The following is a 16,873-nucleotide window of genomic DNA, read 5'->3' as shown; positions in this document are numbered from 1 at the left end:
CGAGGCGCGCTTACAACGCGACGCCGCGCCGCCCGGCCAGATCGGTGAAATACTGCCATGCCACGCGGCCCGAACGCGCCCCGCGCGTGGCCTGCCATTCGATGGCCTCGGCGCGCAGCACCTCGTCGGAAATCTCCACGCCGTAGTTGTCGCAATAGCCGCGGATCATCGTGAGATATTCGTCTTGGCTACAGGGATGGAAGCCCAGCCACAGCCCGAAACGATCCGACAGCGAGACTTTCTCCTCCACCGCCTCGGACGGGCTGATCGCGGTCGAACGTTCGTTCTCGATCATGTCGCGCGGCATCAGGTGACGCCGGTTCGACGTGGCATAGAGGATCACGTTCGCGGGCCGCCCCTCGATCCCGCCATCCAGCACCGCCTTGAGCGATTTGTAATGCTGGTCGTCATGGCTGAACGAGAGATCGTCGCAGAACAGGATGAAGCGCATCTCGGGCGCGTCGCGCAGATGCGCGAGCAGACGGCCGACAGAGGGCAGATCCTCGCGCGCAAGCTCCACCAGCTTGAGCGGTAGCCCCTCAGCCACCGCCGCGGCGTGGGCAGCTTTCACGAGCGAGGATTTCCCCATCCCGCGCGCGCCCCAGAGAAGCGCGTTGTTCGCCGCCGCCCCGCGCGCGAATTGCAGCGTGTTGGCCAGCAGCGTGTCGCGCGAGCGGTCGATGCCGTGCAGCAGGCTTAGGTCGACCCGGTTCACCTGCGGCACGGGCTCCAGCCGGTCCGGCGAGGTGTGCCAGATGAAAGCGCTGGCCGAGGCGAAGTCGGGCGCGGGCTGCGGAGCGGGCGAGAGCCGCTCCAGCGCCGTGGCGATCCGGTTCAGCGCCGCGTCACTCATGCCTTGCCGTCCTTCTCGTCCTCGTCGTCCTCGTCATCGTCCCACTCGTCGGGGTCGATCCAGGTGCCTTCAGCACGCATCCGGGCTTCGCGGGTCTTCTCGATCCGTTTCACGAGCTGGATGGAAATCTCGTAGAGACCGTACACCACCGTGAACAGGATGACCTGAGAGATCACATCCGGGGGCGTGGCGATCGCCGCCACCACGAGGATCGCGACCACCGCGTATTTGCGCATGTTGCCGAGACCTTCGGAGGACACCAGCCCCGCCTTGCCCATCAGCGACAGCAGCACGGGCAGCTGGAAACAGATCCCGAAGGCCATGACGAACTTGATCGTCAGGTTGAGATATTCCTGCACCGAGCCCTGGAAGCCGATGGCGGCCATCTCGTTCGCGCCCGAAGTCGCGCCGATCTCGCCCTGCTGGAAGCCGAGGAAGAAGTTAAAGGCCAGCGGCAGGATGATGTAATAGGCAAATGCCGCGCCAAGGAAGAACATCACCGGCGAGGCGACCAGGAAGGGCAGGAACGCGTTCTTCTCGTTGCGATAGAGGCCCGGCGCCACGAACCGCCACATCTGATAGGCGATGATCGGGAAAGCCAGAGCGAAACCGCCGAGGAAAGAGATGTTGATCGCGACGAAGAAGCCTTCCTGCAGCTTGATCAGGTAGAGGCCGCATTGCTCGCCGCGCGATTCCAGTGCCGAGCAGACCGGACGGGTCAGGAAGTTGAAGATCGGGTTCCAGACCGTATAGCAGACCACCATCGCGACGATGAAGGCCCCCAGCGAATAGAGGATGCGCGTGCGCAGTTCGGCAAGGTGCTCGATCAGCGGGGCCGAGCTTTCCTCGATCTCGTTATTGTCGCTCATGCGTCACCCTTCTTCGCGGCGGGTTTCTTCGCCGCCGTCTTCTTCGCCGCCGGTTTGGCACCGGTTTTCGCGGCGGGTTTACTGCTCGACTTGGTTGCCGGCTTGGCGCTGGATTTCGCGGCGGTCGAAGTGCCCGTATTGGTGCCCGTCGTCTTGGCGCCAGTCTTGGCTGCGGTCTTCGGCGCGGCTTTCTTCGCAGCGGGCTTGGCCGCCGGCTTGCTTGCCGTCTTGGATGTCTCGGGTTTGGCCGTCTCGGCCGGGCTCGCCTCGGGTTGGGCTGCCTCAGGCTTGGGCGGCTCCGCCTCGGGATCGGGCTTGAGCGAGGTCTTCCCGCTCTCGGACCGGCCCGGCTCCCATTTCTCGAACGCATCGGTCGCTTTTTCCAGCGCGTCGAGCCCGAGCGATTTCTTGGACGCCAGCGATTTCAGATCGCGCACGGAGCCCGCGGCTTCATCGAGCCCGGTATCCTTCGCCGCATCTTCCATCGCCCGCGAAAACTCGCGCCCCATCGCCTTGGCCTTCGCAGTGATGCGGCCAAGCTGGTGGAACATCTTGGGCAGGTCTTTCGGTCCTACCACGATCAGCGCCACGACGCCGATCAGCAGAAGCTCGCTCCAACCGATGTCTAACATGAGTGCTCAGGCCTCCGGCCGATTGAGGACGCAAAGGCAAGCGGGCATCAACCCGCAAACCCCGAATGCGATCAGGCTCAGGCCTTGTCTTTTTCTTTCTGGACTTCGTCAGCCGGGGTCACGTCACGTGCCTCGTCAACGGTGCCGTCCTCGATTTCTTTCGAGCCGTCGCTCACGCCTTTCTTGAAGGCGGTGATGCCTTTGCCGACTTCACCCATGAGCGAGGAAATCTTGCCGCGGCCAAAAAGAACCAGAACCACGACGGCGATCAGAAGAAGGCCGGGAAGGCCGATATTGTTGAGCATTGTTGTCTCTCCTCTGGTCACGGGCCCGCCGCCCGCGCCTTATGTCGGTCCCGAGTTTTAGGATCATGCGGGCCTCAATCCTAGACCGATTCCGCCCAAACGGGGCTTTGGGGGGCAGATTACTGACAGTTCATTGTCAGTTGCCCTCCCCCGCGTTACCCTTCTCGCGACCCGATCGGAGAGCCCCATGACCCGCGACGAGCGGCTGCAACAGATCATCGCTATCCTGCGCGACGGCAAGATGCATCGTGCCAGCGATCTGGCCGAGCGGCTGGGCGTTTCCGCCCGCACGATCTGGCGCGACATGGCGGAAATCTCGGCCTATGGGGTACCGGTCGAGGGCGAACGCGGCGTGGGCTACATCCTGCGCCGGGCCGTGGGCCTGCCGCCTCTGGTGCTGACCCGCGAGGAACTGGCGGCGCTCGATCATCTGCTCGATCTGGCCGAGGCGGTGGACGATCCGCGCCTTGCCGGGGGGGCTGCGAGCCTGGCCGCGAAAATCCGCGCCGCCCTGCCCTCTGCGCCCGCCGAAGCCTCTCCCGAAGACGCCGGGGAAGGGCTGGCGGGGGATCGGGGATGACGCTAGGCTCGCCCGCGAAACTTGGAAGGGATGCCCCTACGTGATCGGTGCCGAATACATCACTGCTTTCGTGACGCTTTTCGTCATCATCGATCCGATCGGTCTGGCCCCTGTCTTCATCGCGCTGACGCTGGGCGAAAGCCACCGCGCGCGCCTGCGTATCGCCTTCCGTGCGCTCATCATCGCCGCCGTGCTGCTGACGCTGTTCGGCATCTTCGGCGACAAGATCCTCGCCGGGATCGGCATCTCCATGCCCGCCTTCCGCATTGCGGGCGGGGTGCTTTTGTTCCTCACCGCACTCGACATGCTGTTCGAGCGCCGCACCAAGCGCCGCGAGGCGCAGGGCGAGGAGCACGAGGCCGACCCCGAGACCGATCCGTCCGTCTTCCCGCTGGCGACGCCGCTGCTGGCCGGCCCCGGCGCGATGGCCACGATGATCCTGCTGGCAGGGCGCGAGGGCGGCGACTGGCTGCATGTCGTGGCGATCATCGCCATGATGCTTCTGGTGCTGGGCTGCGTGCTCGTGATGTTCCTGCTCGCCACTCCGATCGAGCGCGCGCTGGGGCGCACCGGCACGATGGTCGTCACCCGGCTGCTGGGGATGCTGCTGGCCGCGCTGGCGATCCAGTTCATCCTCGACGGGCTGCACGGTGCGGGGCTGATGGGCGGCGTCCCGACCGGCTGAGGCAATCCGCCCTCTGGGAAAGTCACCTGAGCGGACCTATCTGAAAGAGATCGGTAGGGGTAACGAGGATCATGGTGGAGACGATCATCAGCGAAAACTGGGGACGGCTGGTCTATCTGAGCCTCCTGCTCGTCGCCGTGGGCGGGTATTTCGTGCTGGAGATCCGCCGCCGTCCCGGCCGCACCATGCAGCAGGCCGCGATCTGGGGGCTGATCTTTCTCGGCACGCTCGCCGCGGTCGGGCTTTGGACCGATATCCAGCGGCAAGTCTCGATCCCCGATCAGGCGGTGATGCGCGATGGCCGGATCGAGGTGCCGCAGGCGCCCGACGGGCATTACTACCTGACCGCCGAGGTCAACGGCACGCCGGTCCGCTTCGTCGTCGATACCGGCGCGAGCCAAATCGTGCTGACCCAGCGCGCCGCCGAGCGCGCGGGCATCAACACTTCCGATCTCGCCTATATCGGGCAGGCACGCACCGCCAATGGCATCGTCGCGACCGCGCCGGTGCGGCTGGAGCGCTTCGATCTGGGGCCGATCCACGACAGCAACCTGCGCGCCGTGGTCAATCGCGGGTCGATGGATACCTCGCTGCTGGGCATGACCTATCTCACCCGCTTCGCGAAGGTGGAATTCGCGCGCGGCACGCTGATCCTCGAACGCTGAGCGGGCCCGGCCCGCAATCGTCGTGATGCTGCCTTTTTTGCGCCTCAATCTTTTCCGAGGGTCCGAGGGCGCCCGCCGCTCAGGCCGCGCCACTCAGGCTTCGTTACGAGGAAAACACGCATGGTTGCTTTCGACACCCTCGCTCTCGCGATCATCACCGTCGCCGCCATTCGCGAAGCCTATCTCCGCCTGCGCCCGATGATGCGCTCTGCCGAAGCAGAACGCGGCTAAGCTAGCCTTTCACCAGAACCGCGAGATCGGCCACATTCGTGCCGGTCGCCCCCGTCATCAGCAGCGCATCGGCCGCCTGCAGGACGTGATAGCTGTCATTGCGTGCGAGCGCCGAATCGCAATCGACGCCAGCCGCCCGCGCGGCCGCGCAGGTCTCCGGCCCCACCAGACCGCCCGCCGCATCCGTCGGACCGTCACGGCCATCGGTGCCGCCCGAGAGGAAGCGCCACGCGCCCTCGATCCCGGCCGCCTCCGCCGCGCAAGCCACGCGCAGCGCCAGTTCCTGATTGCGACCACCGCGCCCGTCGCCCTTGATCGTCACGGTGGTTTCACCGCCCATGACCAAAGCGCCTGCGGGCATATCGCGCAGCAGAGCTACGATCTGCGGTGCAAGATCGGCCACGTCCCCGTCGAGCACGAAGGGCGCCGCTTCGGCACCTGCCGAGACCATCGCCGCGACCGACAGCCCGTTCGCCCCGATCAGACGATTGCGGGCGGCGGGCAGCGCGGGCTCAGCGCCGGACGTTTCAAGATGCGCCTGCACAGGGGCGGGCAAAGCCTCCCAGATCCCGAGATCGCGACAGAGCTGCGCCGCCTCGACCCGCGTGCCGATCGGCTCGACCGTGGGACCAGAAGCGATCACGCGCAGATCGTCGCCCGGCACATCGGACAGGATCAGCCCCGTCACGGGGGCCGCGCTGGCAAGCAGCCAGCCGCCGCCCTTGAGCTGGGACAGCTGCTGGCGGATCAGGTTCATCTGCGTGATATCCGCCCCGCAGCCGAGCAGCAGGCGGCTGACTTCGGCCTTGTCCGACAGGCTCAGCCCCTCGGCAGGCGCGACGGCCAGCGCGGAGCCGCCGCCGGAGATCAGCGCCAGAACGCGATCCTCCGGCCCACAGCCCTGCAGGCATTCCAGGATCGCGCGCCCTGCCCGCTCGCTGCCCTCGCCCGGCACGGGGTGGTCGCCCGCGATCAGCGTAACGCCCGCGCGCGGGGTCGCCGCTTCGGCATTTTCGGGATTGGTCACGACCAGCGCCTGCGCCTCCTCGGGCAGCGCGTCCAGCGCCGCGGCGGTCATCGCCAGCGCCGCCTTGCCGAGAGCGATCACCTGCCAGCGCCCGCCCGGTCCCGGCGGGTTCTCCATCGCCCAGCCCATCGCGCGGGTCACCCCCGCTGCCGGGTCGGCCGTCTTCACCCCGATGTCGAACAATTCGCGCGCGCGTGCTTCCAGATCCATTCCTGCCCCCTTGGTTTGGCTCAAGTATCCCCGGGGAGCGGCGGGCTGCAACCCCGCCAGCGGAAGACAAGCCAGACGCGGCACGAAATGAAAAGACGCCCGCGGGGAGCGCGGGCGTCGAAACACGATCAGGCGGAAGGCCCCTGTCGGTTTAAGTGAGCGGGGACCGAAGCCCCCGCCCGGGGAGGGTATTAGCCACCTTGGCTCTCGATATAGGCGAGCACCGCCTTGACGTCTTCGGGGTCTTTCAGACCGGCGAAGGACATCCGGTTCTTCGGAATGTAGCCCTTCGGATCGGCGAGATACTCCTCGACCGTCTGCTCGGTCCAAACCAGACCGTCCTCGCCGTGCTGCTTCATCGCGCTCGAGTATTTGAAGCCATCAGCCGTCCCGGCCTGACGACCGATCAGCCCGTTGAGCACCGGACCGACGCGGTTCTTCGCGTCTTCGCCGACCTGGTGGCAAGCCTTACACTTCTTGAAGACCTTCTCGCCAGCCGCGACCAGTTCCGGGTCAGCCGAGAGGCTCTCCGCCGGTGCGGCCTCTGCCTTGGCTTCCTCCGCAGCCGCCGGAGCGTCCTGCGCCGGAGCTTCGGCAGTGTCGGCTTGGGCCGTGTCGGTTTCGGTCGCAGTATCGGCAGCCGCCGTGTCCTCGCCGTTGCCCTCATTGGGGGTCACGTCGAGAATGGTCGCCTTCTTGGTGATCTGCACGTCGGTCTTACAGTCGCTCATGCAAGCGGCTTCCGAGAACTTGGGCACTTCGACCTCATCGCGGTTATCCACGATGAACCCATCGGCGTTCGGCATCTCCACGTCGAGGAAGTTATCCTTCGTGAGGACGAAATCGTCTTCCACGAGATAGTTCGAGTAGAGGATGTAGGCGACGATGGCATAGGTCTCGTCGACGGTCAGCGTCTGCGCGTTGCCGAACGGCATCGAGCGGTGCGCATAGTCCCAGACGGTCGACAGGTAGGGCCAGTAGGAACCGACGGTCTTCACCGGGTCCTTGTTGGCCAGCGTCCCGTCGCCCCCGGCCAGTTTCGGCCAGTTGTCGACGCCCTCGGCGAAGTCGCCGTGGCACGCAGCGCAGTTGTCGGCGAAGATTTTCTCGCCATCGGCAACCGAGCCCGAACCTTCGGGAAGGTTCTTGCCATCGGGGAAGACCTCGACGGTCCAGGCGTTGATTTCCTCGGGCAGCGCTTCGCGCCCCAGACCGTATTTCTCGGCCAGAGCGGGCGTCGCGACGAGCGGAGCGGCCAGAAGCGTGGCCAGCAGCAGATTACGACGACACTTCGACATTCTCGGACTCCCCGTTTTCCTTGACCCACCAGGTCTGGATACCGTTGTTGTGATAGACCGAATTCTCGCCACGGATCGCGCGCAGCGCGTCCTTGGTCGGCTGAACGTAGCCGGTGGAATCGGTAGCGCGGGACTGAAGGAGCATCTCCGAACCGTCCCAGTCGATCTCGAGGTAGAAGCGCGAGACCGCCTTGTCGACGCCCGGCTCGGCCAGACGGGCTTCCTGCCAGTTCGCACCGCCATCGATCGACACGTCGACCTTGGTGATGTGACCGCGACCCGACCAGGCCATGCCAGTGATGACCAGCGGGCCCTTGCCGTGCTTGATCGGCATCTGCGGGCTGGGCGAGGTGACGACCGATTTGGCGTCCATGACCCAGGTCCACTTGCGCGACGTGCCATCGGCGAGCGTGTCGGTGTATTTCGAGGTTTCTTCGCGCGACTGCACGGCCTCGTCGGTGACTTCGAGGCGACGCAGCCACTTCACCCACATGTTGCCTTCCCAGCCCGGAACCACGAGGCGCACCGGATAGCCGTGCTCCTTGCGCAGCGCCTCGCCGTTGGCCTTGATGGCCACGAGACAGTCGTCGAGGGCTTTCTCCAGCGGGATCGAGCGGCCGTTCGAGGACGCGTCGGCGCCTTCGGCATAGACCCACTTGTCCTTGATCTGGTCGCCGAGATTGGTGATCCCCGCTTCTTCGAGCAGGGTCCGCAGCGGGATGCCCGAATATTGCATGTTGTGGATCATGCCCTGGGTGAACTGCGCACCGTTGAGCTGTGCACCAGCCCATTCCATGCCCGAGTTCGCGGCGCATTCGAGGAAGTAGGTGCGGTTCTCACGCGGGAAACGCTCCAAATCCTCGTAGGTGAAGACCAGCGGCTTATCGACGAGGCCGTTGATCATCAGGCGATAGTCTTCCTTCTTCAGCTCGATCGCGCCCGAGTGGTGACGCTCAAAAGCGCAGCCGGTCGGGGTGATCGTGCCGTCGAGGGCGTGGATCGGCGTGAAGTTGATCGACGAAATCGTATCCGCCGTCAGCCAACCGACATTACGGCGGATGACGTCATCTTCGAATTCGATCGGCAGGCCATAGGGGGTTGCATCGACCCCGTCGCCCCAGCCCGAAGCCCAAGGCTGAACTTCGGTGATCAACGGATCGGGTTGCGTTTGCGCGCGCGCGGCACCAGCACCTGCGGCCATCGCACCGACCGCAGCCCCTGCGCGGAGGAACCCGCGGCGGCTGAGGGCGGCATTGGTGGCCGGGTTGCCCTGGCGTTCCTTGTCGTCCATGTGTTTTCCTCCAGTCTCTAACCCCCTGCGGGGCGCAATCATCGACGGGCGGGACCGGCTTAAACGCCGGTCACGACCACCGAGTCATTCGGTTTCAAGTCAACGGTTTTGATCTTGCGCAGGTGATCGGCGATCACGTCCCAGATCTGCGGCCCTTCGGTGCCTTCGTTGACCGAGGCCCAGCCCGTCACGACGTAGTTGCGTGCCGGGTCGATATCGGAGCCGTCCTTCAGGAGCGTCATGTTGGAAATCCGCTCGCCGATCGGCTTCGAAACGTCGATGTGGTAGCCCATGCCACCCACACGAACCATGTCCCCGCCCTGCTGGTAGTAGGGGTCGGTGTTGAAGATGTTGTCGGCCACGTCTTCGAGAATGGTCTTGATCAGCTCGCCCGTCATCTCGGTGCGATAGTTCTCGCCATAGGTCATCGAAGTGGCGTTGAGCACGTCTTCCATGGTGATTTTCTGCCCCGGGATCAGCGACGGCCCCCAGCGCACGCCCGGGCTCATCGCGATCTCGGCGTCCTGCTCGGACAGCATCGCTTCGCAGATCAGGTCGTCCCAAGTGCCGTTGAAGTTGCCGCGGCGATAGAGCAGCGAGTTGGTCTCGCCCACAACTTCCTCGAGCTCGGCCTTGTAGGGCTCGCGATGGCCCATGATGACGTCGGTCATCTCTTTGTCGGGCTCGATCACGTCGGAGAAGATCGGGATCAGCTTGTGGCGGAAGCCCATCATCTTGCCATCGCGCACGTCGAGATCGACGCGGGAGACGAATTTGCCGTTCGAACCCGAGGCGATCAGGATCGTCTCGCCCACGAGGACCGGCTCCGGAATGGCGTCATGGGTGTGACCGGTGAGGATCACGTCGATGCCCTTCACGCGGCTCGCCATCTTGTGGTCCACGTCGAAGCCGTTATGCGACAGGCAGACGACCAGATCGACGCCCTTCGCACGAACCTCGTCGACCATCGCCTGCATACGCTCTTCGCGGATACCGAAGGAATAGTCGGGGAACATCCAGCCGGGGTTGGCGATCGGCATATAGGGGAAGGCTTGGCCGATGACCGCGATCTGCGTGCCGTTGCGCTCGAAGATCTTGTAGGGCTCGTAAGCGGGTTCGTCCCACTCCGCGTCGAAGATGTTCGCGCCGAGGAAGGGGAAGGGAAGGCCGTCGACGATCTCGTTCACGCGGTCCTGACCATAGGTCCATTCCCAGTGCGAGGTCATCGCCTCGACGCCGAGCGTGTTCATGACGTCGACCATGTTCTGGCCCTTGGTCTTCAGCGCGACCATCGAGCCATGCCAGGTGTCGCCGCCATCGAGCAGCAGCGCCTCGGGACGCTCGGCCTTGATCGCTTTGACGATCGTCGCCACGCGGTCCATGCCGCCCATTTTGCCGTAGGACTTCGCGAGATCGGTGAAGTTCTCGTAGGTCAGCGCATAGGCGTCGGGGGTGTTCGGCTCGATGTTGAACATCTTGAGGAAATCCGCACCGGTGACATGCGGCGGACGGCCCTTGGCCTCACCGACGCCGAGGTTGATTTCCGGCTCGCGGAAATAGATCGGCATCGCTTGCGCGTGGATGTCGGTGATGTGGATCAGCGTGACGTTGCCCAGCGGCTCGAACTGCAGGAGCTGGTCCTGAGTCAGCGACTGCTGTGCCATGGCGCGCGACCAGCGCGACAGGCCCGAAGCACCGAGGATAGTCGAGGCGGCCAAGCTCGCCTGAAGAAATTCCCGCCGGGAAATCATGCGATGTGTCTCCTTCTTCTCACCGGGCCCGTGCGCCCGGCGGTCGTTTCATTCGGGTAAATTGACAAACAAATTCAGACAGATATTAAAAATTGAATATGTTGAAACGAAACGCGCGGGACAGGGAGGCCCCTGCCCCGCGCATCAAGTCAAAGGTCAGGGACGGACGCCGCCGCCCTCGATGTCGAGACCCAGGCCGCGCGAGGCGACGTAGAGCTCAAGATTGCGGAACTCGTCCGAACCCGGGCTGTAGGTTTCCGCACGCGTGTCGCGGATACAGCCTTTGAAGCGGTTGTGGATCGACACCACGCCCGCGTTCTTCAGACGGTAGACCGGGAAGCCCTGAATCTGGCCCTGGCTGAGGTGGTCAGCGCGGATGTAGTTGCCGTAGTTCTCTTCGTGGCACGACGCGCAGGACAGCTCGAGCTGACCGTAGCGGGTGTAGTACATCTCCTTGCCCTTCTCCCAGAAAGGCTGGGCGTCGCCGTCGATCTTGACGCTGACGGGCATGCCACGCGACTCGACCGCGATTGCGGTGGTCATGTTATGCATCGGAGTGCTGTCCCAGCCCCAGGCTTCGGCGCCCATGCGGTTGGTGCGGCAATCGTTGATGTAATCTTCCATCGACCACAGCTTGCCGGCTTCGTTCACCTTCGGCATCGAGGCGCGGACGCCTTTCATGCCTTCACTGATGTCGCCGTGGCAATCCGCGCAGGACTTGCCCTCGGAGCCGTCAGCGGTCGACCAGGTTTCCTGGCCTTGCTCGGCGAAGATCATGATCGGGTTGTCGAAGTCGTCCTGTTCCATCGCGCGGGTCTCGTCCGTGCGGAAGAGCCAGCCGGAATAGACCTCGTCGAGGTGCCCTTCGAGGTGATCGGCGGCGGGCGCCTTCACCGTGATCGGGGTGTCGCCGTTGATGACGAGTTCGTCGTCAGCCATTTCGGCGTGCAGCGCCGCGGTGCTGAGCGCGAAGGCTGCAGTGGCGGCTAGGATGGTGCGGCTGGTGCGCAACGTCATATTCTGTGTCCTCCCTGGGTGTGCCCCGCGCCCATCGATCTCCCCAAACAGGCGCGGTTCTCTGTTCTTGGTGAGGCGGCGCGCTCCCTCACGCGCCGCTAGCCATTCGGCCGATCAGCTCACTTCGATCTTCTGGCTGTCTTCGTAGGTCGAGCCGTCATCATCGTACCAGGTGAACTTGAACTCACCCGATTCCGGGACTTTCGCCTCGAATTCGATGTAGGGGTTCGTCGAGATCGCCGGCTCGAGGGTCACGTCGACGACGTTCTCACCGTTGAAGTCGCAGGTGAAGCGATTGATGATCTCGCGCGGGATGACGTTGCCGTCTTTATCCTTGCGCTGACCCGATTCCATCGGGTGCGAGATCAGGGTTTTGATGGTGATCGTGTCACCGGCCGAAGCTTTTTTCGGCACTTTTACGCGGGGTCTCACGCCTTTCATGGTCTTGTCTCCTCAGATACCGAATTTAGCCGCCGCAGCCGCCGATGGTGACCTTCACGGTCGATTTCGCCTGGACGAAGCTACCGTCAGCCATCTTGGCGACAGCGATCACGTCCTGGGTCTTCGAGAGGCGAATGCGGGTCGAAGCCATCTGCGAGCCAGCCAACGGACCGAACTTGAAGGTCACGACGTCGGGCGTCGGGTTGCCGGTCGCGAAGACCGCGATCTCGGTTGCGCCGGGCGCATCCACGGAGATCGGAACGGTGTTCCCGTTCTCGGCGATTTCCGGCGCGGTCAGGGTGACGCCGTCACCCATTGCGGCATCGGCGCCGCCGGTGAACTTGGCGATGGCGTCGGCACCGGCATCGGCCAGCGCGGGCAGCGGCAGCATGGAAGCGGCAACGCCGCCCATCGCCAGCGCCAGCGCGTCACGTCTGGTCATGGTCATGTTGTATCTTCTCCTCTCGGGTTTGTCGTTCAGAGGGTCACTCTTCCTTGAGGGTCATCAAGAAAGCGACCACATCCTCAACCTGTTGTGCATTCAAAATCGGCGGCAGATCGGCAGGCGCAGCCTTGCCGGTGTACCCGTCGCCGGGGCGAATGAAGGGGCCGGTCTTATACATCGCCGGCATTACCGTGCCTTCGAACGTGTGCTTGGCATCGACGACGATGCCGCGCAGCTGCGACTCGTCCCAGCGGTCGGCGGCGCCGTTCAGCTCCGGGCCGACATTGCCTTGGAACGACGCGTCGAGCGCCGAGACCTTATGGCAGGCCACGCAGTTGCCCAGCGACTTGGTCGCCGCGACTTCTGCGCCTTTAGCTGCATCGCCCGGCTGGCCGGTCAGCGACTCGGCCACCGCGCCCACATCGGTGAATTTGACATCCATCGGCGCGGTTTCTGCGATCGCGGCGCTGGCTGCGAAGGTGACGGCCATTGCGGCCCACGCAACGTGGCGTTTCATAGAAGTCCTCCCAAATTCTCTCCCTGACTCACTTTTAAGCGAGCGCGCTACAGTGGTGCAATGGATAAATTCAAAAAACCGCATATTTTCCAATATGTTCACCCGGATATATCGAAGCATACAGCCGTATACCCAAGATTTTTTTAGCAAAATCAGAAACATTCGCGGGAGCAGCACGAATGCTGCACTGGCAAGCAAGCGATCACGACTCTGTCAGAATCGCCAAGAGAGCGCTCACTTCGCCATAACTTTCTCGGCAACGTACTTCTGAAAGTTCTGTCCGCTCTCATAGCCGTGAGTCTTTACCCACTCGAGCAGAGCCATCGTCGTGCCCTTGCCGAAAGCCCCCGGCATCTGCGCGACAGCTTGTTTGTTGGCGGGCTGGTCGGAGGCCTCCTCGGGGAAGAACATCATGGTCGGCGTGAACATCACGCCCCACTTCATCGCCATCTCTTTTTCGGGCAAAGCTTCGCCGTCGAAATCGGTCACTTCGACATCGCCGAAGAGGTTCATCTGCACGACGTAGTAATTGTCGGTGATGTATTTCGCAATCTCGGGGTCGGAGAAGACCTCTTCGTGCATCTTCTTGCAGTAGATGCAGCCGCGCTGCTCCCAGATGACCATGAAGCGCTTGCCCTCGTCATTGGCCGTCGCGAGATCGTCCGACATGTCCTTGAAGGTGTCGTGGAACCACGGCTCCTTGTGCAGCCCGTCATCGCCCATCTCGGCCGCATGGACCGGCAGGGCCAGCATCGCGGCGGTGAAAGCGGCAGTCAGAAAATGACGCATGATCGTTCTCCCTAGAAACAGACGGTCAGCCGAGACTCCCACTCGGCATGACGTCGATCAGAAACTCACCAATGTAGCGCAGCCCCCCGGTCACGATGAGAACCGCGAACAGGATCAGCATAACCCCCATCGCCTTCTCCACATAGCCGAGCTTGGCACGGTGCTTCGCCATGAAGGCGAGGAAAGGCCGCGTGAAGAAGGCCGCGATGATGAAGGGCAAGGTCATCCCGATCCCATAGGCAAAGAGCAGCAACCCACCCTTGGAGATATCGCCCATGCCCGACGCCACCATCAGGATAGCGGCAAGCGCGGGGCCCACGCAGGGCGTCCAGCCGAAGCCGAAGGCGAGCCCCATCACATAGGCACCGAGAAAGGTCGTGGGATCGGTCTTCGCCTCCATCCGCGCCTCGCGATAGAGAAACGGGATGCGGATCACGCCGAGGAAATGCAGACCGAAGACCAGCAGGATCGCCGCGGCCACCCAGCTCAGCGGCCCCATCCATTCGCGGAACGCAGCACCAAGCGCGGTCGCCCCCATCCCCATCAGCACGAAGATCGTCGTCACGCCCAGCGCGAAGGCCACCGAAGAGGCCACCATGCGCGCCTGCGCGCCCGGCGCGATCTTGCCGTCGCCACGCAGCTCCGACATCGACAGCCCGGCCATGTAGGACAGGTAGAACGGCACCATCGGCAGAATGCACGGCGTCAGAAAAGACAGCAGGCCAGCAAAAAACGCCCCGCCATAGGTAATATCGATCGGCACTGTTTCCTCCCTCGTGACGCGCCCTAGCCTATATGGCCTCGGTCTCCCAACCGTCCTTGAAGGAGCCCGTCAAACACATTACGATCTTTATATGTAAAAAGGGGTCCGTCAATGTTCCGCATTGTGTGGCATACGATTTCCATGGCCGCGGCGCTGGCGGTCACGCTGAGCGCGACGGGGCTTGTCGCGCATGCCGATACCGCATCGCAAACCGCCGACACGTCGGTCGCCGCCACCTCCGAGGCTGAGACCAGCGAGGCGATAGCCGACAGCGAGTTCCGGCTGTTGATGGTCGAGCAGGTCGGCTGCATCTACTGCCGGATGTGGAACAACGACCTCGCGCCGATCTATCCGAAGACTCCCGAGGGCAAGACTGCGCCGCTGCAGCGGGTCGATCTGCACAAGCCCTTCCCCGATGACATCACGATTACCGGGGGCAAACCGCTTTTCACACCGACCTTCATCCTGCTGCAGGACGGGGTCGAGGTCGCCCGCATCGAAGGCTATGCGAGCGAAGATTTCTTCTGGGGCCTGCTCGATCAGGCCCTGAAAAAGAATGGCGCGACGTATCAGACCCCATCGAACTGAGGTTTGACCTGCGCGCTTTTGTCTCGCTTTTGGCGGGTTTTTGCGCTCTCGGGCTTTGTTCCAGCGAATCGACATGCTAAAGCCTGAGTCATTCGATCAATACGGTCGCACTCTGTGCGGCTTCCAAGGAAGGACGATGCGGTGCGGCATCTGGTGCCTGACGGTCATGCCGAAAAGCTTGCCTCTGCCACGGCCGAGTCGAGATGTTCCCGCATGGATGCAGAAGAGCTACTCGATCGCGCGCAAGACGCCTCCAACCTCATGAAGGCGCTCGCCCATGAGGGGCGGCTGATGATTCTGTGCCATCTGAGTTCGGGCGAGAAATCGGTGACCGAGCTGGAAAACCTGCTGGAATCGCGCCAAGCCGCGGTGAGCCAGCAATTGGCACGGCTGCGTCTCGAGGGGCTCGTCAGCGCACGCCGCGAAGGCAAGGCGATCTACTACACGCTCTCGGATCCGCGTGCGCGTCGCCTCGTCGAGACGATTTACGACATGTTCTGCGCCACCGACTGACGCCGGTGAGCCATGAGACCGGACACTGGGTGATCCGGGAGGGAGAAGGGCAATGGAACAGATTCCGATGGGTGCCTTGGCAGCCATGGTCGGGGCGATCGGCGGCATCATTCTCGGCCTCGCTGCGCGCCTGGGCGATTTCTGCACCCTCGGTGCGCTGGAGAGCGCGGCCTATGGCGACGATCAGAGGCGCCTGCGTCTCTGGGGGATCGTGCTGGGCGTGGCGATCATCGGCGCCTTCGTGGCCGAGGCCCTGGGCTATGCCGACATCACCCGCAGCTTCTATCACACGATCAAATGGTCGCCGCTCGCCTCGATCGTCGGCGGGCTCCTCTTCGGCTACGGCATGGCGCTCGCCGGTAATTGCGGCTTCGGAGCGCTGGTGCGCTTCGGCGGCGGCGATCTACGCGCAATGGTCGTGGTCGTGGTGATGGGCATCTTCGCCTTCGTGACGCTGTCCGGCCCCCTCGCCCATCTGCGCCTTCTGATCTTCGACCAGCAGGCCGCCGACACCCCGCAAGGCATCGCGCATTGGCTCTCGGCGCGGACCGGGCTTCCGCCCTTGGTCTTCGCCCTGCCCGTCGCCGCCGGTTTCCTTGCCTGGGCGCTGAGCTATCAGCCGCTGCGCGCGGACAAACGCCGCCTCGCCTGGGGCGTGGCTGCGGGGCTCGCGGTGGTCTGGTGCTTCGTCGGCACCTCCTATCTCTTCAACCAGAGCATGGGTGCGACCGGCGTCGAGGCACCGTCCTTCACCGCCCCGCTCGGGCGCACGATCCTCTATTTCATGACTTCCACGGCGGGCGGGCTCACCTTCTCCGTGGGTCTCGTCGCGGGCGTGCTGGGCGGAGCCTTCCTCGGCTCGGCCATTCGCGGACTCTTCAAATGGGAAGCCTGCGAAGACCCGCGCGAACTGGGCCGTCAGGTCAGCGGCGCGGCCCTGATGGGGATCGGCGGCACGATCGCGGTTGGCTGCTCGATCGGCCAGGGGGTGAGCGCGATGGCCGTGCTCTCCTTCTCCGCACCGGTCACGCTGGCCTCTATCGTGATCGGCGGGCTGATCGGCCTGCGCCAGCTGATCCACGGCTTCCAGCCCGAGTAAAGCCGGGCCGCGCAAATCGGCCCATTTTCGGCTTGGCTGAAATATCCCGGGGGTGAGGCGCGGACGCGCCGAGGGGGCAGCGCCCCCTCTCCCCCGAACTCTTCCCGCACAACGCTTGCGAATCTGATCCGGGTTTCCTATATCGCCCCTTGAGAGGTTGGCGCGGGCGAGCGCCTCGCCAACCCGGTCAGGTCCGGAAGGAAGCAGCCGCAACGAGCCCCGCTTGGGTCGCTGTCCAGCCTCTCACCCTCCCCCTACAAGTTCACTTCTGTTTTGCCGCCGCGTCACCATGCCCGATTGTGCG

Annotated in this window: 20 protein-coding genes and 1 other RNA gene; 7 read left to right on the top strand and 14 right to left on the bottom strand. The window is 63.9% G+C overall.

Features of this window, described 5'->3' with window-relative positions; all coding sequences use genetic code 11:
• Positions 1-10: 10 nt before the first annotated feature.
• The 4 genes from F8R15_RS13095 to F8R15_RS13080 all read right to left on the bottom strand — a co-directional run bounded on the left by F8R15_RS13095 (position 11) and on the right by F8R15_RS13080 (position 2,659).
• Complete coding sequence (locus F8R15_RS13095; RefSeq protein WP_152844862.1) at positions 11-853, bottom strand: ATP-binding protein; 843 nt, start codon at positions 851-853, stop codon at positions 11-13.
• Positions 850-1,722 carry a twin-arginine translocase subunit TatC gene (tatC, locus tag F8R15_RS13090; RefSeq protein WP_152844861.1) on the bottom strand — a complete coding sequence of 291 codons (873 nt, stop codon included), beginning with the start codon at positions 1,720-1,722 and terminating at the stop codon, positions 850-852. Before tatC ends, F8R15_RS13095 begins: the two co-directional genes overlap by 4 nt.
• Entirely contained in the window at positions 1,719-2,354 is a 636-nt protein-coding gene (gene tatB, locus F8R15_RS13085; protein ID WP_152844860.1) for a Sec-independent protein translocase protein TatB, read from the bottom strand. The genes tatC and tatB overlap by 4 nt, the downstream gene beginning before the upstream one ends.
• 77 nt (positions 2,355-2,431) lie before the next feature.
• Positions 2,432-2,659 (bottom strand): twin-arginine translocase TatA/TatE family subunit, encoded by a 228-nt coding sequence (locus F8R15_RS13080; RefSeq protein ID WP_078520142.1) that lies wholly within the window; start codon positions 2,657-2,659, stop codon positions 2,432-2,434.
• Between the two features lie 187 nt (positions 2,660-2,846).
• Here F8R15_RS13080 and F8R15_RS13075 point away from each other — a divergent pair, with 187 nt between their 5' ends.
• The 3 genes from F8R15_RS13075 to F8R15_RS13065 all read left to right on the top strand — a co-directional run bounded on the left by F8R15_RS13075 (position 2,847) and on the right by F8R15_RS13065 (position 4,589).
• Positions 2,847-3,239 carry a YafY family protein gene (locus F8R15_RS13075; protein WP_078601715.1) on the top strand — a complete coding sequence of 131 codons (393 nt, stop codon included), beginning with the start codon at positions 2,847-2,849 and terminating at the stop codon, positions 3,237-3,239.
• 40 nt (positions 3,240-3,279) lie between these two features.
• Positions 3,280-3,924 carry a MarC family protein gene (locus F8R15_RS13070; protein ID WP_078520144.1) on the top strand — a complete coding sequence of 215 codons (645 nt, stop codon included), beginning with the start codon at positions 3,280-3,282 and terminating at the stop codon, positions 3,922-3,924.
• 71 nt (positions 3,925-3,995) lie between these two features.
• Positions 3,996-4,589, top strand: a complete 594-nt coding sequence (locus F8R15_RS13065; RefSeq protein WP_152844859.1) for a TIGR02281 family clan AA aspartic protease — start codon at positions 3,996-3,998, stop codon at positions 4,587-4,589.
• 232 nt (positions 4,590-4,821) lie between these two features.
• Here F8R15_RS13065 and F8R15_RS13060 read toward each other — a convergent pair whose 3' ends face one another.
• The 10 genes from F8R15_RS13060 to F8R15_RS13015 form a co-directional block, all read right to left on the bottom strand.
• On the bottom strand, positions 4,822-6,057 hold the full coding sequence (locus F8R15_RS13060; RefSeq protein ID WP_152844858.1) for a glycerate kinase: 1,236 nt from the start codon (positions 6,055-6,057) through the stop codon (positions 4,822-4,824).
• Positions 6,058-6,248: 191 nt separating this feature from the next.
• On the bottom strand, positions 6,249-7,355 hold the full coding sequence (locus tag F8R15_RS13055) for a c-type cytochrome (protein WP_152844857.1): 1,107 nt from the start codon (positions 7,353-7,355) through the stop codon (positions 6,249-6,251).
• Positions 7,336-8,646 carry a sulfite dehydrogenase gene (gene soxC, locus F8R15_RS13050; protein WP_078542823.1) on the bottom strand — a complete coding sequence of 437 codons (1,311 nt, stop codon included), beginning with the start codon at positions 8,644-8,646 and terminating at the stop codon, positions 7,336-7,338. The genes F8R15_RS13055 and soxC overlap by 20 nt, the downstream gene beginning before the upstream one ends.
• Before the next feature lie 59 nt (positions 8,647-8,705).
• On the bottom strand, positions 8,706-10,397 hold the full coding sequence (soxB, locus tag F8R15_RS13045) for a thiosulfohydrolase SoxB (RefSeq protein WP_152844856.1): 1,692 nt from the start codon (positions 10,395-10,397) through the stop codon (positions 8,706-8,708).
• A gap of 156 nt (positions 10,398-10,553) precedes the next feature.
• Complete coding sequence (gene soxA / locus F8R15_RS13040; protein ID WP_078520150.1) at positions 10,554-11,414, bottom strand: sulfur oxidation c-type cytochrome SoxA; 861 nt, start codon at positions 11,412-11,414, stop codon at positions 10,554-10,556.
• 114 nt (positions 11,415-11,528) lie between these two features.
• Positions 11,529-11,855, bottom strand: coding sequence for a thiosulfate oxidation carrier complex protein SoxZ (gene soxZ, locus F8R15_RS13035; RefSeq protein WP_078520151.1), 327 nt, complete (start codon positions 11,853-11,855; stop codon positions 11,529-11,531).
• 25 nt (positions 11,856-11,880) lie between these two features.
• The gene (soxY, locus tag F8R15_RS13030) at positions 11,881-12,303 is read right to left on the bottom strand and encodes a thiosulfate oxidation carrier protein SoxY (protein WP_078520152.1); all 423 of its coding nucleotides are present in this window, start codon (positions 12,301-12,303) and stop codon (positions 11,881-11,883) included.
• Between the two features lie 37 nt (positions 12,304-12,340).
• Positions 12,341-12,817, bottom strand: coding sequence for a sulfur oxidation c-type cytochrome SoxX (gene soxX / locus F8R15_RS13025; protein WP_078520153.1), 477 nt, complete (start codon positions 12,815-12,817; stop codon positions 12,341-12,343).
• A 234-nt stretch (positions 12,818-13,051) separates the two neighbouring features.
• Positions 13,052-13,606 (bottom strand): thioredoxin family protein, encoded by a 555-nt coding sequence (locus F8R15_RS13020; protein ID WP_152844855.1) that lies wholly within the window; start codon positions 13,604-13,606, stop codon positions 13,052-13,054.
• Positions 13,607-13,631: 25 nt separating this feature from the next.
• On the bottom strand, positions 13,632-14,369 hold the full coding sequence (locus F8R15_RS13015) for a cytochrome c biogenesis CcdA family protein (protein WP_232621622.1): 738 nt from the start codon (positions 14,367-14,369) through the stop codon (positions 13,632-13,634).
• Positions 14,370-14,480: 111 nt separating this feature from the next.
• Here F8R15_RS13015 and F8R15_RS13010 point away from each other — a divergent pair, with 111 nt between their 5' ends.
• From F8R15_RS13010 to ffs, 4 genes are all read left to right on the top strand, one after another.
• On the top strand, positions 14,481-14,957 hold the full coding sequence (locus F8R15_RS13010; RefSeq protein ID WP_253732578.1) for a hypothetical protein: 477 nt from the start codon (positions 14,481-14,483) through the stop codon (positions 14,955-14,957).
• Between the two features lie 213 nt (positions 14,958-15,170).
• Positions 15,171-15,470 carry a helix-turn-helix transcriptional regulator gene (locus F8R15_RS13005; protein WP_078520155.1) on the top strand — a complete coding sequence of 100 codons (300 nt, stop codon included), beginning with the start codon at positions 15,171-15,173 and terminating at the stop codon, positions 15,468-15,470.
• A gap of 52 nt (positions 15,471-15,522) precedes the next feature.
• Positions 15,523-16,569: a YeeE/YedE family protein gene (locus F8R15_RS13000; RefSeq protein WP_152844854.1), complete on the top strand. Its 1,047-nt coding sequence runs from the start codon at positions 15,523-15,525 to the stop codon at positions 16,567-16,569.
• A 151-nt stretch (positions 16,570-16,720) separates the two neighbouring features.
• An RNA gene (ffs, locus tag F8R15_RS12995) (signal recognition particle sRNA small type) lies at positions 16,721-16,817 on the top strand.
• The last annotated feature ends 56 nt before the right edge of the window (positions 16,818-16,873 follow it).

It is taken from the genome of Thioclava sp. JE_KL1 (assembly GCF_009296265.1).
Lineage (GTDB): Bacteria > Pseudomonadota > Alphaproteobacteria > Rhodobacterales > Rhodobacteraceae > Thioclava.
This window is presented reverse-complemented; position numbering and strand designations above follow the sequence as displayed.

Bases quoted from the DNA above. Each gene is read 5' to 3' on its own strand.
- F8R15_RS13005 (WP_078520155.1), top strand. From the start codon at position 15,171: ATGGATGCAGAAGAGCTACTCGATCGCGCGCAAGACGCCTCCAACCTC.
- soxX (WP_078520153.1), bottom strand. From the start codon at position 12,817: ATGAAACGCCACGTTGCGTGGGCCGCAATGGCCGTCACCTTCGCAGCC.
- soxC (WP_078542823.1), bottom strand. From the start codon at position 8,646: ATGGACGACAAGGAACGCCAGGGCAACCCGGCCACCAATGCCGCCCTC.
- tatB (WP_152844860.1), bottom strand. From the start codon at position 2,354: ATGTTAGACATCGGTTGGAGCGAGCTTCTGCTGATCGGCGTCGTGGCG.
- F8R15_RS13065 (WP_152844859.1), top strand. From the start codon at position 3,996: ATGGTGGAGACGATCATCAGCGAAAACTGGGGACGGCTGGTCTATCTG.
- F8R15_RS13055 (WP_152844857.1), bottom strand. From the start codon at position 7,355: ATGTCGAAGTGTCGTCGTAATCTGCTGCTGGCCACGCTTCTGGCCGCT.
- F8R15_RS13020 (WP_152844855.1), bottom strand. From the start codon at position 13,606: ATGCGTCATTTTCTGACTGCCGCTTTCACCGCCGCGATGCTGGCCCTG.
- F8R15_RS13010 (WP_253732578.1), top strand. From the start codon at position 14,481: ATGTTCCGCATTGTGTGGCATACGATTTCCATGGCCGCGGCGCTGGCG.
- soxY (WP_078520152.1), bottom strand. From the start codon at position 12,303: ATGACCATGACCAGACGTGACGCGCTGGCGCTGGCGATGGGCGGCGTT.
- soxA (WP_078520150.1), bottom strand. From the start codon at position 11,414: ATGACGTTGCGCACCAGCCGCACCATCCTAGCCGCCACTGCAGCCTTC.
- soxB (WP_152844856.1), bottom strand. From the start codon at position 10,397: ATGATTTCCCGGCGGGAATTTCTTCAGGCGAGCTTGGCCGCCTCGACT.
- F8R15_RS13000 (WP_152844854.1), top strand. From the start codon at position 15,523: ATGGAACAGATTCCGATGGGTGCCTTGGCAGCCATGGTCGGGGCGATC.
- F8R15_RS13060 (WP_152844858.1), bottom strand. From the start codon at position 6,057: ATGGATCTGGAAGCACGCGCGCGCGAATTGTTCGACATCGGGGTGAAG.
- F8R15_RS13080 (WP_078520142.1), bottom strand. From the start codon at position 2,659: ATGCTCAACAATATCGGCCTTCCCGGCCTTCTTCTGATCGCCGTCGTG.
- F8R15_RS13095 (WP_152844862.1), bottom strand. From the start codon at position 853: ATGAGTGACGCGGCGCTGAACCGGATCGCCACGGCGCTGGAGCGGCTC.
- F8R15_RS13075 (WP_078601715.1), top strand. From the start codon at position 2,847: ATGACCCGCGACGAGCGGCTGCAACAGATCATCGCTATCCTGCGCGAC.
- soxZ (WP_078520151.1), bottom strand. From the start codon at position 11,855: ATGAAAGGCGTGAGACCCCGCGTAAAAGTGCCGAAAAAAGCTTCGGCC.
- tatC (WP_152844861.1), bottom strand. From the start codon at position 1,722: ATGAGCGACAATAACGAGATCGAGGAAAGCTCGGCCCCGCTGATCGAG.